The following is a 14,667-nucleotide window of genomic DNA, read 5'->3' as shown; positions in this document are numbered from 1 at the left end:
ATGAGAGACTATGCTGCCCTGTAAGCCATGTTCTGTACTCCGGTGCTCATAACGGTCTCCCTGGCACGATGGAGTGACAATCATCTATCTGCGCCGAGTGGCGCCTTCCGTCCCGTTCGGTTCCAGTCAGGAAGTTCCCCTACCATAGTTTGGGTTTCTCGCTCGTGGGGTTTACCTCGTTCCACTCTGAACGTTTCCGATCAGACTCCGTCACTGTGGCACTTTCAAGAAGCTTGCACCATATCCGAGGACTTAGGTGCTTCTTCTGCCGTCAACTTGCGTTGCCTACACTTATCTTTTCGTGTAGCACGATCACTACAGCCATCACAGGCTGTGCGAGCATGGACTTTCCTCAAGACTTGCGTCCCGCGATTGCCCAGACCTCATAGTCACTTTACCCATTGTAGCGGATAACCCGCGAAATGACAACCGAGAACCTGAACTTGATTTTCATGGGCGTCAGCGCTAAAATAAGGCGTGTTCCATTGAACAAGGAGGGATTTTGATGCGTCAAGACGCAAAAAACGGTTGGATTCAACGACTGACCTATGTGATTGAAATCGATGACATTAAAGCGCTCCACCCGAACAACGGCGTGTTCGCCTTCTACCGAAATAATCGACTCGTTCGAGGATTCGAGCCGTTTGACATCAAAGCACCAAATGAACTGTCTAAACGCCCGTATCACTTCGACCATCATAACTTGGCCCACTTACAGGAACGTTTTCCTGAATCGATTCCGACGTTCGACGCGTCGACACAGACACGTCGCGCTTGGAGCGACGACGTTCGTGTCGGTCTCTGCGAGATCATCGTCGATGGGAAACTGAGTTTTGAACATATCGACGATAACGGCAACGTCTTAGAAGCGAACATCCGCTGGAGCGGTGAAGCCATCACGAAACCATAAACGAACACCCGAACCCCTGCATGAGAGGTTCGGGTGTTTTTGTTAAGTTGATTCGACGCTGTCCGCCGTCTCGACTTTCACCGGTTGTGGCGCATATTTGACCGTCACCACTTTCTCAGAGACATCGGTCGGTTTCAACACGACAGTGTAAGCAGCGCTCGTGTCGCTCCGTACCGGGAACTTGCCCGGGACGTGGAGCGCTTCATAGACGACCTTTTTGTTGGCATCGAGCACGGTGACGACCCCTTTCCGTGTCGTCGCCAGTTCGAACGTGCTCTCGTCAGACGCCTTGACCGCAATCGCCGGTTTGACGGGATTCACATATTTGAATGAGCGACTGGCGGTCCGTTTGTGTTTCCCGTCCGTGACGACGGCTTGGAGTTTGTACGAACCGCTCGGCAGCCAGTCGCCGCCAGCATACATCGTGAACATCGATTTGCCGGCCGAGAGTGTCTTCACTTTGCGGGTTCCTTGATATAACGTGTACGTCGTTTTTAAATTCGGTCGTTTCATGACCGTCAGTTTCGCTTCTTTGACGTAACGGCTCTTAAGCGTCGACGGCACCGAGAGCGTCACCGGCCGTGGTGTTGCATCGATCATGCGTTTCGTGTTGAGCTCGGTATACGTCTTCCCGCTCGCACGGGGCATCTTTTGAATCAGCGCGTCGATATCAGCCGGCGTCAGGAATGGATTGACCGATTTGACGAGCGCAATCCCAGACGACACCATCGGCGCCGCCATCGACGTCCCGTCCATGTAGACGAAGCTGTTTTTGACGCCGAGCGACAGTATGTTCACACCCGGTGCGACAATTTTCACTTGGCCGTCCATGTTGCTGAAGCCGGCGACGCGACGATTCGCGTCGATTGCCCCGACTGCAATGACTTCTTTCATGTTGGCCGGGAACGACACTTTCTTCAACCCATCATTCCCGGAAGAGGCGACGACGACGACGCCCTTGGTCCGGGCCCGACGAATCGAGTCGGCAAGGACACGGTCGTAATCTTGGCCGCCAAGCGACAAGTTGATGACGTTCGCCCCTTTCACGACCGCCGTATCGACCGCCTTGGCGACCGTCCATGAATCGGTGTACTCCGAGTTCTTGCCGTAGAAGACGTTATAAAAATGATAGCGTACGTTCGGGGCGAGTCCCGCCATCCCGAACTTATTGTGTCGTCCCGACATGATACCCGCCGTATGGGTACCGTGATAATCGACACTGTATGGGCCTTTCATCGAGTGGACAACACGCGGGACGTTATACAACTCCTTATGACTCCGATCGGCCGATGAGTCGATCAAGGCGATGACGATGTCCGAGGTCCCGCGCGTCGTATTCCACGTCAAGTCGGTACCCGTTTGTTTGATATAGTATTGATGACCGGCCCTCGGCTCGGCCACGACATAGCCATGCTTCTCCAACAGCACCGGTTTTGCCGCGTCCACAGACGTCGGTACGAGCAGCGCGAGCGCCGCCACGATCATAATTTTTTTCATCGCCTTCCGCTCCAATCCACCCTTCATAAGATGTGCCTATTATCTCAAATCACGTGTCTAATTTCCCTTTTTTTCAAAAAATAGTTTGTGAATCTTTTGCGACGCTTACCAGTAGTCCGGTTGGTCGGGGTCATGCATCTCATACTCGATGATTTTACCGATCGTCAAATACGTATAATAGCGCGCCAATTCCGTCCGATACGGGTCGGGCGTGAACCCTTCCAAGTCCTCGCCGAGCGGTGAGCCGTCGATCGTCTCGAACTGTTGACAAAAGAACGATTCCGTCTCCTTGTCCCAGACGATATTGTCGCCGATATAGCCGCTCCCGAACCGGATATAATCGATGATGGAAGGTACGATCACCTCGGCCGGCAGCCGCTCACTCATGCGGCCGACCAATTCATAGCGGTCTCGGTCGGCATACTCGGCTTGATCGAGGGACGTACATTTCAAGACCTCTTTATTGATTTCTATCAAGACGACATAGTCCCCCGGATCAATCGATAACTTCATCTCATCACCTCATCTCAACATCCACATAGCTCTATCTTAACAAATATTCGGAGCGAAACCGCGAAATCCTGTGTGCCTGTAAAATTTTCCATCTGGTCGATTCATACAACATGACGAAATCTGTTTTTGGTATACTGAATGGGATGACATGAAGAGAGGAAGTGCAGTATGGCCAAACGCCCTTTGACCCCTCGCGAGAGTGAATTGATCGCCACCGCCTTGTTCGTCGTCGGGAACGTCCCGTACGCCGGGCATATCGATCGGCTTGAGTCGATCACGCTCCGGGATATCGCAGACGACTATTTGAGCGGGGAAAATTCCGTCGCCGACGCCGTCGAGGCGCTCGACCAATACATCTACGTCCGGCGGCACCGCTTCAAAAACGTCACGCCGAACAACCTGTGGACGCTTGACGACCGGACCGAACAGGAGGCACTTCGCTATATCGTGCGCCGTCCTGAGCTGAAGAAAGGCGAGACCCTCAACAAGCAGAATCAGCCATTCACAGTCGGACAAGATATCGAGTTCAAGGTCGATAAACAGCTCGACCGCGGCCAATTCCGGATTTATATCGGCAAGTTGAACGGGTATACCGTCAAAGCCCAGTCGAAAGACAAGGAAAAACTCAAATCGGTCAAAGGATGGATCACCCACCTCGACCGGAAAGACCGACTCGTCTTCGTCAACATTTCCGAATTCGGGCGCGAACCGATCGACCCGGATACCAAAGCCCGTCTCGAGGAAATGAGCGCCGGATTGCTCGGTTGGTTCGCCACCGCCACGTTACCGTCCGAAGCGGAAGCGATGACGGCCAAGCAGACGATCGCCACGCTCCAACGCCGTGACCAACCGTACTGGTTCATGTTGACCGTCGCGATGAATCATCCGAAGCCTGAGCACGTCAAACGGTGGGGCACGGTCGTCAACTTGCTCGTCAAGGCGAGCGCCGGCGACACATCCGCGCTCGAGACGCTCGAGGCACAAGAAGACAAGTATTTCAAAGACGCCTTCTTGCGGGCGCTTCGGGCTCTGCATAAAGAGCTGACCAAAACAGCATAGCGCGCAGGTGACCTGACATGGGTCACCTGTTTTCGATGTCGATTTAGAAAGGAAGAGAATGATGCACGTACTGATTGTAGAGGACGATGTGGCCATCCTGCATCTGATTGAAACGACGTTACAGCGGGTCGGCCATACCGTGACCACGGCCACGGACGGCGCCGACGCCGAACGACTGTTTATGGCGAATCCCGCCGATGCCGCGATTATCGACATCCTTTTACCGGGTCTCGACGGACGGACGCTCTGCTCGCGCCTGAAGCAATTGGCAGACGTCCCCGTCATTTTATTGACCGCTCTCGGAGAATGGGAAGAAAAACGCAGCGGATTCGAACACGGGGCCGACGACTATATGACAAAACCGTTCATCCCAGAAGAATTGCTCTTCCGCCTTCAAGCCGTCGCAAAACGTTACGCGAAAAATGCGTCCTCCCTTGTCACAGCCGGTCCGATCAAGCTCGACTTGCGCGATTATCGCCTCGAACTGAACGGCGAGACGATGCATCTGCCCAAAAAAGAGTTCGAGTTGCTCTTTCAGTTGGCAGCGTTCCCGGGCCGGGTGTTCACACGGGATGAATTGATTGAACAAGTATGGGGTCTCGACTTCGAAGGCGATGACCGGACCGTCGACGTGCACATCAAACGGTTACGGGGACGCCTGCATGACGAGGCGGTCACGATCCGAACGGTGAGAGGCGTCGGCTATACGCTCGAGGTGGCCCCATGAAGACGCTCTATACCCGGATCGTCCTGACGGTGTTCATGATTTTGCTCTTGTCCGGCGCCATCGCCCTTCTCGTCAGCAATGTCGCCTATTACGTCTGGTGGCAACCGTCATACAGCGAAAAGACCGAACAGACGGCTCAAGCCGCCCTCGACTATTTCGAGACGCATACGGACGGAGAGACGTCGGCCTTTTATCGCCTGCTCGCTCAGACGGGTTACCAACTCCTCGTCGTGCGGCCCGACGGCGATATCGACCGTTATGGAGGTTCATTCCGGGACGAGTCGCTTGTCGCCGACATCATCGCCTCGGTCCGGTCCGGTGACCGCTACGACGGGATGCGCGCTTATCCGTTCCACTTGTTTTGGCTCGGTTTGTTCGACAACGAAGTCGTCAACACGTACGGCTTCAGCCTTGACGAGAATGACGCCGTCTTCATCCGCCCCGACCTCGGTGCCCAAATCCGCGAGTTGCACTTGTTCGTCGGCCTGTTCTTCGCACTCCTGACCGGGCTCGCCTTCATCTTGATCGCCCTGTCGACGAGCCTGATCGTCCGTCCGGTACGCACGTTAACCGAGGCGACCCGTTCCGTCGCATCCGGCGCTCGACCGCTCGGCCTCCCGATTGAGCGCAACGATGAGATTGGGACGCTCGCGCGTCGTTTTTCTGATATGGTCGACTCCCTTGAGAAATCGGAAGGCGAACGACGCCGCTTCGTCTCGAACGTCTCGCACGAGTTCCAAACGCCGCTCACCTCAATCAAAGGCTACGCCTCGGAACTCGCCGTCCGAACCGAAGGGGAAGCGTTCACGTATGCCACGGTCATCCGGGACGAGACGGAGCGGCTGTCAGATTTGACGAGACAGTTACTACTGCTCGCCCGGCTCGACGAATCGAACGTCTCGCTCACGGAAGCGGTCGATGTCAGCGCTTCGATCGAGGACGTCATCCGTCGCCACGCGTTCCAGCTCGATGAGAAAGGAATCGCCGTCGCGACGGAGCTCGATGAATCGCTCGTCGTGACCGGCGACCCGCTCCTATTGGCTCAAGTTTGGACCAACTTGTTGACGAATGCGATCCACGCTTCTCACGACGGGGGACTGATCACCATTAAAACGTATGCGGCCGACCGTCCGACCGTCTCGATTCAAGACAGCGGCATCGGGATGGACGAGGCGACGCAGGCCCGGCTGTTCGAACGTTTCTATAAAGGCGACGTCTCTCGGACCGGTCGGGGCACGGGTCTCGGACTCGCCATCGCCCAAGACATCGTCCGATTGCACGGCGGCGAGATGAAGGTCGAATCTCGCCTCGGTGCCGGAAGCATCTTTTATGTCCGGCTCTAGCCCCGTTCATATTCTGTTCATATTCGTCGGTTATGCTTCCCTCATCGCTATGAAGGAGGCTTTTTTGTATGAAGTTAGCATTTAAAGAGATGTGGCGGCAAAAACGAAAATTTTCACTCATTTTCGTCATCACCCTACTCATCGTCTTATTGTCGACGTTGATCACCGGGCTCGCGGACGGGCTCGCCTACGACAACGGGGCCAGCTTGCGTGAACTCGATGTCGAGACGTTTCAGCTGGCCGAGGACGCAGATGGTCAATTGCCCCGCTCGTTCATCGAGTTGCCGACACCCGAAACGCTTACACCGCTAGGGGTCAAACCGTTGACGCTCGTCCAGGGGACCGTCAAACAAGACGCCACACTGTTCACGTTGCCTGCGGATTCTGATGTCGGACCCGAGCTTGATCTCGCCGTCGGTGATGTGCTCGTCGACCCGAGCTTTCTCGGTGACTTCGCCCTTGGGGACACGATTCAAGACTTCACGACCGGCTACCAATTCACCATTGCCGGGACGACGGACGGACGCTATAGTCACGCACCCGTCATTTGGGCGTCGATGGAGACGTGGGAGGCGTTTCAATCCCACGGCGGCCAACCGGAGTACGTCTCGGCCTGGCTTGGTGAGGCGCCGACCTCACTGACGGCGCTGTCCAAACAAGAGGTCGTCGAGGCCGTTCCCGGCTATACGGCCGAACAAGGAACGTTCACGATGATGCGCGGTTTTTTACTGTTCATTGGCGCCTTCATCTTGACCGCTTTCTTTTATATGTTGACACTCCAGAAACTACCGGAACTCGGGATTTTAAAAGCAATCGGGATTCGCCCTCGCGTGATTGGCACGGCGCTCGTCACGCAAGTCATGACGACTGTACTCGTCGCGAGTTTATCGGCTGCCGTCTTGACGGCACTCGTCGCCTCGTTCGTCCCATCCGACATCCCATTCCGTTTCGAAGCCGGACACGTGTTGTTCTATAGTGTGATCATGTTCGTGCTCTCACTCATCGGGACGCTGTTGCCACTTTGGAAATTGCGTCACCTTGACGCAGCAGATGCTTTAGGAGGGACATTACAATGAAACTGATGAACATCAGCCATGACTATGACGGACAACCCGTACTGCGTGGCATCGATTTACAGGTCGAACCCGGTGAATGTATCGGTATTATCGGGCCGAGTGGTAGCGGCAAAAGTACGTTGCTCCAAATTCTCGGTCTGTTGAAACGGCCGGCATCGGGACAAATCGAACTCGAAGGACGTGACTTGCTCGGTGCCGGTGAAGAAGAGCGACGCCTCTTGAGGTTGAACGAGATCGGGTTTGTGTTCCAGCAGGCGCACCTCGTGCCTTATTTGACGGTCCGGGAACAACTCGAACTCGTCCAGGCCGACAGCGAATCGAAACAAGATCCGATTCGTCTGCTCGAGTCGCTCGGTTTGGGCCATCGTCTCGACCAGTTGCCAAGCCAATTGTCCGGAGGGGAACGACAACGCGTCGCGGTCGCCCGGGCCTTGGTCAACCGGCCCCGGCTCATCTTGGCCGATGAGCCGACGGCGAGTCTCGATTTCGAGAACGGCCGACGCGTCATGGAGTTGCTCGTCACCGAAGCACGCGTCAGCGGACGACGGGTCATCGTCATCACCCATGACGAACGGATGCTCGACGTCTGTGACCGGGTCCTCTTGCTACAAGACGGATTGCTCCAACCTTCGCCCCGGCATCAAAACAGGGAAGGCCGCGTTTGACGCGGTCTTCCCTGTTCGTTGTCATATGACGTGTGCATGAAGCGATCTTTCGATCGATTCCGCTGCAAGTGTTCCCAAGTGATGCGTGAGCCAGGCGTTGAAACCGATGATGAGCGTCATTTTCCCTCGTTCATCGATCCCGGCCGAATCGAATCGAATCAGTCTTTCCTCGATATGTTGCGAGACAAGGGTGATTCGGGCGAGCGCCATGACCGAACGGAACACCTCGTCCGCCGATAGTCCAATCGAGTTCGCCACGTCAGCTACCGACAGTTCGATCGGTCGTCCTGGTTCGAGCACATAGCGGTCGATCAGTATGTCGAGTACGATTGCATGCTGACGATGGCCGCTCGTCGGGGCACGATAGAACGTCACCCCTTCGGCGCTCTTGTAATCCACTTGTCCCGTCAAGCACGCTTGTAATAATCGATCCATCACTTCTCGCCCCATCGCTTCGTACCCTCCCGCGTCACCTTGATGATTGTTCAGTCCCATCATACCGGCACGTCACCGAACGGACGAACGAGGTCATCATTGATAAGCCTTACGCTTAACGGCATTAACCCGCAATCAAACTCACACGGCACGTGAACTGTTATCGCCTTTTCGGGTACAATAATGGAGAAAGGAGCGGATCAGATGCAGAAGAGATGGAAAGTTGGACTCGCCACATTACTCACCGGCTATTATGCCATCAGTTACTATGCGTTCAAGCGCATGACACGAGGTAAACGCAAGACGCCCGAGATGCTCTTGGCCCCATACACGAAAGAAGATCAATCGTTTTACCATGACGTGCCGTTCGAGCACGTCTCGCTCCGTTCTCAGGATGGATACCGGCTATATGGGCGCGTCTATCGCAACGAAGGGTCCACGAAATGGATCGTGTTCGTGCACGGCTACACCGCCTCCCACAGTTTCATGGCCCCACATTTGGCGATGTTCCATCGCCTCGGCTACAACCTGCTCGCCGTCGACTTACGTTCGCACGGAGAGTCCGAGGGCGTATACGCCTCTTATGGCTACCATGAAAAACACGATATCGCCGATTGGGTCGATTGGTTGCGAGCCAACGAAGCGGTCTCGGAAATCGGATTGCATGGTGTCTCGATGGGAGCCGCCTCGATTTTACAGGCCGGACCGTTGACCGATGTCGACTTCTTGATCGCCGAGTGTCCGTTCGACGATATGAGACAACTCATGCGTCATCAGTTGAACGTGTTGCACCGATTGCCCGGTGACCTCCTTTTGCCCGGAATCGACTATTTCCTTTGGACACGGGCCGGTTTCCGGATGCACCAAGTCCGACCGAAACACGAACTCGCCGCGATTGGCGCGCCGGTGCTGTTCATCCATGGGACAAAAGATGATTTCGTGCCGACGTGGATGTCGGTCGAGATGAACGCGCTCAACCGACAAAATGAGCTTGCCCTCATCCACGGGGCCGAGCATACGAACTGTATCTTGAAAGATCAACCCGCCTACGAGGCGGCCGTCAGTCAGTTTCTGAATCGGCGACATGAATCGGTCCAGCGATGAGGTCGAGCAAGGCATGGACGACCATCACCGGCCAGAGCACGCCCATTGCCAAATACAGATAGCCGAGACCCCAACCGACGAGCCCGGTGACGAGGATACCCCTGACGCCTTGATAGGCGTGGGCCAACCCGAACATGGCTCCGCCGATGAAAGCGAGCATCAGTGACGAAACATCTATATAAAGGGATAACGTATAGAGGAGCACACCGCGGAAGATGAACTCCTCGGTCACACCGGCCGTCCACGAGACGGCGCCCCACGCTTTCGCCTCGACGTCCGTATGGGGCAAGAGCAACCGCTCGATTTCGAGTTCATAGTACGGTCGTAACCGTTTCCGTAAACGAGGCGAGGTTTTGACGACCAAGTAGAACGCCAGCAGCACGGCGATGAGGACGGTCGTGAAAAAGAAGAACTTCCAAGCGGACATGCTCCCTTCGACCGGGGCGAATCCGAGCCCGACCGCCTCGGGTGGGACGCCGAACAAGAATACGAGGGCGAGCAACAGCAAGCTGAGCCCCCAAGACGACTTGACCGTCTGTTCATAGACGCGCCCTCGCCCGAGCGCTTCGATCATCGGCTTCATCAACCGGGCATTGAACAGTTGAACGATCAATAAATACATGAGAATGATGGTAAAGACGGCCTGTTCGAGCATAAATATCCACTCCTGTCCTTCCTGTTAGCTATATGCTACACTATTCGGGTATTGTCTAGAAAGCTAGGAGGCGGAATCTTGAAACGATTGATTTTGCGACTGACCGGTCTCATGCTTGTGATCGTGCTGTGCCTCGGCGCAATCGGCTGGTTTGGTCAACATGATAAAGTGAACAACGCCCTTTACCGGGCCTATTACGGGGACCACGGCGTCCCGGCCGTCCATCGTGATGTGTATGAGGATGCCGCGGCCACGTACGACGTCGATTGGCGACTGCTCGCCGCGGTCCATCGCGTCGAGACGATTTTCTCCCATAGCTCGTCGATGCGCTCATCGGTCGGGGCGATCGGTCCGTTCCAATTCATGCCGCGGACGTGGCTCGGTTGGCAGTATGATACGGATGACCAAAAAGGAGACGTCCCTGAGGACGAGGTAGATTTGACAGATCTCGGCCTTATCGAACAGTATGGGGGTCTCGGACGCGACGGCAACAATGACGGTCTGGCCGACCCGCACAGTCTCGTCGATTCGGCCCATACGGCCGCTTATTATTTGAGTGAGCACGGCGGGACGACGGCAGACTCGACGGATTCGATTCGGAACGCCATCTTCGAGTACAATCGAAGTGAGCAGTATGTCAACGATGTGATGTCGTTTTATGAGTCGTATCAAACCGACGTGTCTTATTTACCGGACGACAAGGCGTCGGCGACTCAACAAGTTGCACGCTATACGATTCGCTATCTGGAATGGTTCGCTGGCTGGGTCTGACCCGGCACTATTTGATCAAAAGTGAGGAAATTTTATGAACACCCATATCGAGGAAGTGACGATCCGTGTCAAGTCGGTCTTCAATGAAGATAAGACGAAGCGCTATTTACGTTCGTACGAATTCACGGATGTCGTCGATGGCGTCATCTGTGCCGTCATCATCTACTCACCCCGGATGAGCGATGCTTTCTTGTCCGGTACGACCACGCAGCGGGCGTATATGCTCATGCGGAACCACCTTGATCAACCGATCCGTGAGATGCGCGTCATCAGCCTCGTCCCGACGCTCGCCATCAATGACAATCTACCGTACGTCGAATCGCAACTCGACGAAGTGAATTTTCATTACGTCGAGGAAACGCTCGACGAGGTCGAGGCGAGCGGCGGCATGATTATCGTCGGCTGGGGCTCGCCGGGGCGTTTGATGCACCACGCCACCCCGTATAAGGCGCTCTTCGCCGACCATGAGGCTCACATGTTCTGTATCGGCACGACGTCCAAAGGCGAACCGCAACAGATTCGTATGGCCAACGAGAATACCGTACTCGAGGCGTTCAATAACGAATCGGTCAAACCGAAATTTAGAATTGTGAAAGAAACGAAACAAGACGACTCCGAGTGAGTCGTCTTGTTTTTCATTACGCGCCAATCCACACACTCACTCCGAACAATAGAAACAAGAGCGTCGCCAGCAAATAATCGCGTTGTGTGACGGGGACCACCTCGTACGTCGCTCGAGGCTCGCCCGTAAACCCGCGTGCTTCCATCGAGAACGCGATTCGTTCCGCTTGGCGGATCGCCCCGGCGAGAAGTGGGATGATTATTTTTGGGACGTGCCGAATGTGATCGAGTCGCGTCTCTAAACGTACTCCCCGTAACGCGTGCGTTTCATACAGCTGCATCAGTTCCTGTTTCAAAATGGGAAAAAAACGAAAGCCGACGAAGACACTGTAAGCGATTTTAGGTGACAACTTCGCTTGTTGCATCAAACTGTAGACGAACCGTTTTGGGTCCGTCGTCAGAGTGAATAGGAGCGACAACGCGGTGAATGCCAACACCCGTAAGGAGAGCGTCGCTGCTAGCATCACGTTCTCCTCGGTGACGTCGTTGCCTAACAGCTTGAATAGGACTTCCCCGCTCGTCTCCTTTCCAAAGACGAGCGTCGTCCACAATGTCCCGAGCGCGGTCAATAAAAACGGAATCATGAACAGCCCCCACCGTCTCCAGCTCACGTCAGAGAATAACGTTTGAAGGATCAGTGTACCGAGGAAAACAATAAGCGGTGTCCATGGGTTATACATAAAGGCGAGACCGAACATGACACAGGTCACGGTCATAAATTTAATCGTCGGGTTCATCTCTTGAAACGTCATCGCGATTCCTCCATCAACAAACCATGGGACCTCAGTAACTCCGGTTCATCCCAGAGCGAAGCGTCGTATGGACCGCTCAAGTCGCCGTCACACATCAAGTAATATGTGCTCGCGATTCGGGCGAAACTTAAGTCATGCGTCACAAACAGAACTGTCTGACCGGCACGGACTCGTTCAGCTATCAATTCATAGAGCGCACGAAGCGACACCTCGTCTTGTCCGGCGGTCGGCTCATCGAACGCGATGAGCCGTTTATTCGAGAGCATCATCACCCCGATGGCGAGCCTTCGTTTTTGACCGTGACTAAGCGAGAGTGGATGATCGTTTCGAACCGGCCCAAGCCCGAGCCGCGTCAAGATGTCTTCAATCGGAAGGTTGTGGCCGTACGCGAGTTCTCGTGTCACATCACTCGTGACGAACAGATGTGCCGGAGATTGCGGGACGAGGCCGACTTCACGATGTTCGCGGGCAAGGCTCTTAAGCCAAGTCGATTTTCCACTACCGTTTCGACCCAGGACTGCGATGACCTCTCCTTCGGCGACCTTTAGCTTGCTCGCTGCTAGTTGAAATTTTTTGGTGTTAAATTGCGGTACGTGAAATAACATATCATTTCCTTTTGTCACTTTAACCGGAGAGAACGTATAATCCGGTCGGGCAATGAAAGGTCCATCATAACTGATGCGTCCGTTCACGAGTTCCACTTCCCTATCAAAGAAATCGTCCCAGATGAAGGGCCGATGCTCGATGACGACAACGTTTACCGACCAGGCGACGTCATCGAGCCACTGCACGAAACGTTTTGCGGTCTCGGGATCAAGGTGTGCGAGCGGCTCATCGAGCAGGAGCCATTCCGGCCGACCGATTAAGGCACAGGCGACGGCGATTTGTTGCTTCTCTCCCCCCGATAAGTCATGGATGGTGCGGTGACGATAGTCAGTCAACTGCAATTCTTCTAATATCGTGGCCACACGACCCATCATCTCATTCCTCGCGACGGCAACATTCTCGAGTGTGAAGATCAATTCCTCCTCGACCGTCTGCATGACGAACTGACTGTCCGGGTCTTGAAACACCGTTCCAACTCGACGATTCACTTCGCCAGCTGCATACGTCTCATAAGAGCGGTCAAACAAGTGCAGTCTGCCCGTCACAATTCCATCACAGTTATCCGGATACAAACGATTCATCAAAGAGAACAAAGTCGATTTCCCTGACCCGCTCGCCCCGGCGATGAGTGTCCTTCCTTCTGTCAGTCGAAGCGCGATATCCGTCAAGACGTTGGATGCCTTGTTCGGATAACGAAACGTCAGCTGTTCCGCTTCAACCATGTATACGTCCCTGCCGTGCAAGAGCATACCCTTCAAGCGCACCCGTCCGAAGCAATAAGTCGCTCAAAATCTTCCCTCCGAGCCCCGCGATGAGCATTCCGCTCGTCGCGCGCAGGGCGAACATCGTCGCCACATACGTCGGACTAAGGGCAGCGAGTCCACCCATGACATACGTGTACGCGAAGCTCGTCACAGCCGCACCGAAACCTGCCAACATAAGCACCCATAGGTCATATCGCTTGTAGCCAGTGACCGCAAACGCCGCTTCGGCCCCGAGCCCTTGGATGATCCCGACTAAAATGATACGAGGTCCGATGGCGTTGCCAATCATCATTTCAATCGATGCCGCTAACACTTCCGACAAAAACGCGGCGCCAGGCTTTCGAATAATATAGGCCGCGATAATCGAGACGATGAACCAAATCCCAAAGATCCACTCGTATGCGATCGGTCCGATTAAGCCGGCCCATAGATTGCCGACATGGACGAACGCCAAATAGACGACAGCGAACACGACCGATAGGATGGCCAACAAGACGATTTCTTTTAGCTTCCACGATTTAAGCATCGGTGCGTCCCTCGTGTGATGGGCTGTTCACACTGAACGTCACCGTCATGACGACGTGGCTCGTTTTCTCACGAACCCGGTCGAACGTCGCCTCATAAAAGGCGAACACCGGCTCGATGTCCCCGTGAATACCAGAGGCATAGTGCATCGCGTCGTTGAAGACGCCACGCTCTCTCGCAAAGGCAATTTCCTCGTAGATGATATTCATATAGTTCACATCCCCGAGCGGATAGAGCGCGAACTGCGACGATACATATTGCGAGCCGACTCGTCCGTTCACCGGCGCAGTCGTCACGTCGAGCAGGTTGTCTCCCGCCGTGTCGCCTGGGCAGCCGACCGAGAACGTCCCGCTCATCGACACATGCTCCCCTGTCTTCGTCGCGTGTGACAGGACGGCTTTTGCCACGTCGAACACATGCTCACCCCGTCCCCGGATGACCGTCGAGACGTCATCGGTATGCCGCCAAACGTTTTGCAAATTCGTCTCCTTCAATGCCCCTTTGATGACACTCACAAAATCAGACGTCATCGGGCTCAGCGTAAAGCGGAATCCGACGATCGGACTCGTTCCACATTGGTTGTTCATGTTCCATTCCCCCTTATTATGTGTACACAAAAAAGCCGCATCCATGAGAATGCGGCC

Annotated in this window: 17 protein-coding genes and 1 other RNA gene; 9 read left to right on the top strand and 9 right to left on the bottom strand. The window is 54.8% G+C overall.

Annotation, left to right across the window (positions count from 1 at the left end; translation table 11 throughout):
• Positions 1-16 precede the first annotated feature (16 nt).
• Positions 17-384, bottom strand: an RNA gene (rnpB, locus tag NMQ00_RS07570) — RNase P RNA component class B.
• Between the two features lie 121 nt (positions 385-505).
• On the opposite strand from rnpB, the gene NMQ00_RS07565 reads away from it, so the two are divergent.
• The gene (locus tag NMQ00_RS07565) at positions 506-910 is read left to right on the top strand and encodes a hypothetical protein (protein WP_255178591.1); all 405 of its coding nucleotides are present in this window, start codon (positions 506-508) and stop codon (positions 908-910) included.
• A 42-nt stretch (positions 911-952) separates the two neighbouring features.
• On the opposite strand, the gene NMQ00_RS07560 is transcribed toward NMQ00_RS07565, so the two are convergent.
• Together NMQ00_RS07560 and NMQ00_RS07555 are read right to left on the bottom strand one after the other, a co-directional pair.
• Entirely contained in the window at positions 953-2,407 is a 1,455-nt protein-coding gene (locus NMQ00_RS07560; RefSeq protein ID WP_255178590.1) for a S8 family peptidase, read from the bottom strand.
• Positions 2,408-2,512: 105 nt separating this feature from the next.
• On the bottom strand, positions 2,513-2,920 hold the full coding sequence (locus NMQ00_RS07555) for a hypothetical protein (protein WP_255178589.1): 408 nt from the start codon (positions 2,918-2,920) through the stop codon (positions 2,513-2,515).
• A 168-nt stretch (positions 2,921-3,088) separates the two neighbouring features.
• On the opposite strand from NMQ00_RS07555, the gene NMQ00_RS07550 reads away from it, so the two are divergent.
• The 5 genes from NMQ00_RS07550 (at position 3,089) to NMQ00_RS07530 (ending at position 7,790) form a co-directional block, all read left to right on the top strand.
• Positions 3,089-3,979 carry a hypothetical protein gene (locus tag NMQ00_RS07550; RefSeq protein WP_255178588.1) on the top strand — a complete coding sequence of 297 codons (891 nt, stop codon included), beginning with the start codon at positions 3,089-3,091 and terminating at the stop codon, positions 3,977-3,979.
• Between the two features lie 61 nt (positions 3,980-4,040).
• On the top strand, positions 4,041-4,706 hold the full coding sequence (locus NMQ00_RS07545) for a response regulator transcription factor (RefSeq protein ID WP_255178587.1): 666 nt from the start codon (positions 4,041-4,043) through the stop codon (positions 4,704-4,706).
• A complete protein-coding gene (locus tag NMQ00_RS07540; RefSeq protein ID WP_255178586.1) occupies positions 4,703-6,049 on the top strand; it encodes a sensor histidine kinase in 1,347 nt (448 codons plus the stop codon). Before NMQ00_RS07545 ends, NMQ00_RS07540 begins: the two co-directional genes overlap by 4 nt.
• A 68-nt stretch (positions 6,050-6,117) precedes the next feature.
• Positions 6,118-7,125, top strand: coding sequence for an ABC transporter permease (locus tag NMQ00_RS07535; RefSeq protein ID WP_255178585.1), 1,008 nt, complete (start codon positions 6,118-6,120; stop codon positions 7,123-7,125).
• Positions 7,122-7,790 carry an ABC transporter ATP-binding protein gene (locus NMQ00_RS07530; RefSeq protein ID WP_255178584.1) on the top strand — a complete coding sequence of 223 codons (669 nt, stop codon included), beginning with the start codon at positions 7,122-7,124 and terminating at the stop codon, positions 7,788-7,790. Before NMQ00_RS07535 ends, NMQ00_RS07530 begins: the two co-directional genes overlap by 4 nt.
• A 21-nt stretch (positions 7,791-7,811) precedes the next feature.
• Here the strand turns inward: NMQ00_RS07530 and NMQ00_RS07525 are convergent, their stop codons facing one another.
• Positions 7,812-8,225: a hypothetical protein gene (locus tag NMQ00_RS07525; RefSeq protein ID WP_255178583.1), complete on the bottom strand. Its 414-nt coding sequence runs from the start codon at positions 8,223-8,225 to the stop codon at positions 7,812-7,814.
• 204 nt (positions 8,226-8,429) lie between these two features.
• Between NMQ00_RS07525 and NMQ00_RS07520 the strand changes: the two genes are divergently transcribed.
• Entirely contained in the window at positions 8,430-9,329 is a 900-nt protein-coding gene (locus tag NMQ00_RS07520) for an alpha/beta hydrolase (protein ID WP_255178582.1), read from the top strand.
• Here NMQ00_RS07520 and NMQ00_RS07515 read toward each other — a convergent pair.
• Positions 9,286-9,984, bottom strand: a complete 699-nt coding sequence (locus NMQ00_RS07515) for a CPBP family intramembrane glutamic endopeptidase (RefSeq protein ID WP_255178581.1) — start codon at positions 9,982-9,984, stop codon at positions 9,286-9,288. The two genes, NMQ00_RS07520 and NMQ00_RS07515, sit on opposite strands and share 44 nt — an antisense overlap.
• 78 nt (positions 9,985-10,062) lie before the next feature.
• On the opposite strand from NMQ00_RS07515, the gene NMQ00_RS07510 reads away from it, so the two are divergent.
• Positions 10,063-10,755, top strand: coding sequence for a lytic transglycosylase domain-containing protein (locus NMQ00_RS07510; protein WP_255178580.1), 693 nt, complete (start codon positions 10,063-10,065; stop codon positions 10,753-10,755).
• A gap of 34 nt (positions 10,756-10,789) precedes the next feature.
• Positions 10,790-11,377 carry a DUF1643 domain-containing protein gene (locus NMQ00_RS07505; protein ID WP_255178579.1) on the top strand — a complete coding sequence of 196 codons (588 nt, stop codon included), beginning with the start codon at positions 10,790-10,792 and terminating at the stop codon, positions 11,375-11,377.
• Positions 11,378-11,393: 16 nt separating this feature from the next.
• On the opposite strand, the gene NMQ00_RS07500 is transcribed toward NMQ00_RS07505, so the two are convergent.
• Genes NMQ00_RS07500 through NMQ00_RS07485 form a run of 4 tightly spaced genes read right to left on the bottom strand, consistent with a single transcriptional unit; the run spans position 11,394 to position 14,610 of the window.
• Positions 11,394-12,128 carry an energy-coupling factor transporter transmembrane component T family protein gene (locus tag NMQ00_RS07500; protein ID WP_255178578.1) on the bottom strand — a complete coding sequence of 245 codons (735 nt, stop codon included), beginning with the start codon at positions 12,126-12,128 and terminating at the stop codon, positions 11,394-11,396.
• A complete protein-coding gene (locus NMQ00_RS07495; RefSeq protein ID WP_255178577.1) occupies positions 12,125-13,456 on the bottom strand; it encodes an ABC transporter ATP-binding protein in 1,332 nt (443 codons plus the stop codon). The genes NMQ00_RS07500 and NMQ00_RS07495 overlap by 4 nt, the downstream gene beginning before the upstream one ends.
• Positions 13,449-14,024, bottom strand: coding sequence for an ECF transporter S component (locus NMQ00_RS07490; RefSeq protein WP_255178576.1), 576 nt, complete (start codon positions 14,022-14,024; stop codon positions 13,449-13,451). The genes NMQ00_RS07495 and NMQ00_RS07490 overlap by 8 nt, the downstream gene beginning before the upstream one ends.
• Positions 14,017-14,610 (bottom strand): Ykof family thiamine-binding protein, encoded by a 594-nt coding sequence (locus NMQ00_RS07485; RefSeq protein WP_255178575.1) that lies wholly within the window; start codon positions 14,608-14,610, stop codon positions 14,017-14,019. The genes NMQ00_RS07490 and NMQ00_RS07485 overlap by 8 nt, the downstream gene beginning before the upstream one ends.
• Positions 14,611-14,667 lie beyond the last annotated feature (57 nt).

Origin of the sequence: Exiguobacterium aurantiacum (assembly GCF_024362205.1) — a bacterium.
Lineage (GTDB): Bacteria > Bacillota > Bacilli > Exiguobacteriales > Exiguobacteriaceae > Exiguobacterium > Exiguobacterium aurantiacum_B.
The sequence above is the reverse complement of the archived record's forward strand: the minus strand, read 5'-3'. Positions and strand labels throughout refer to the sequence as shown.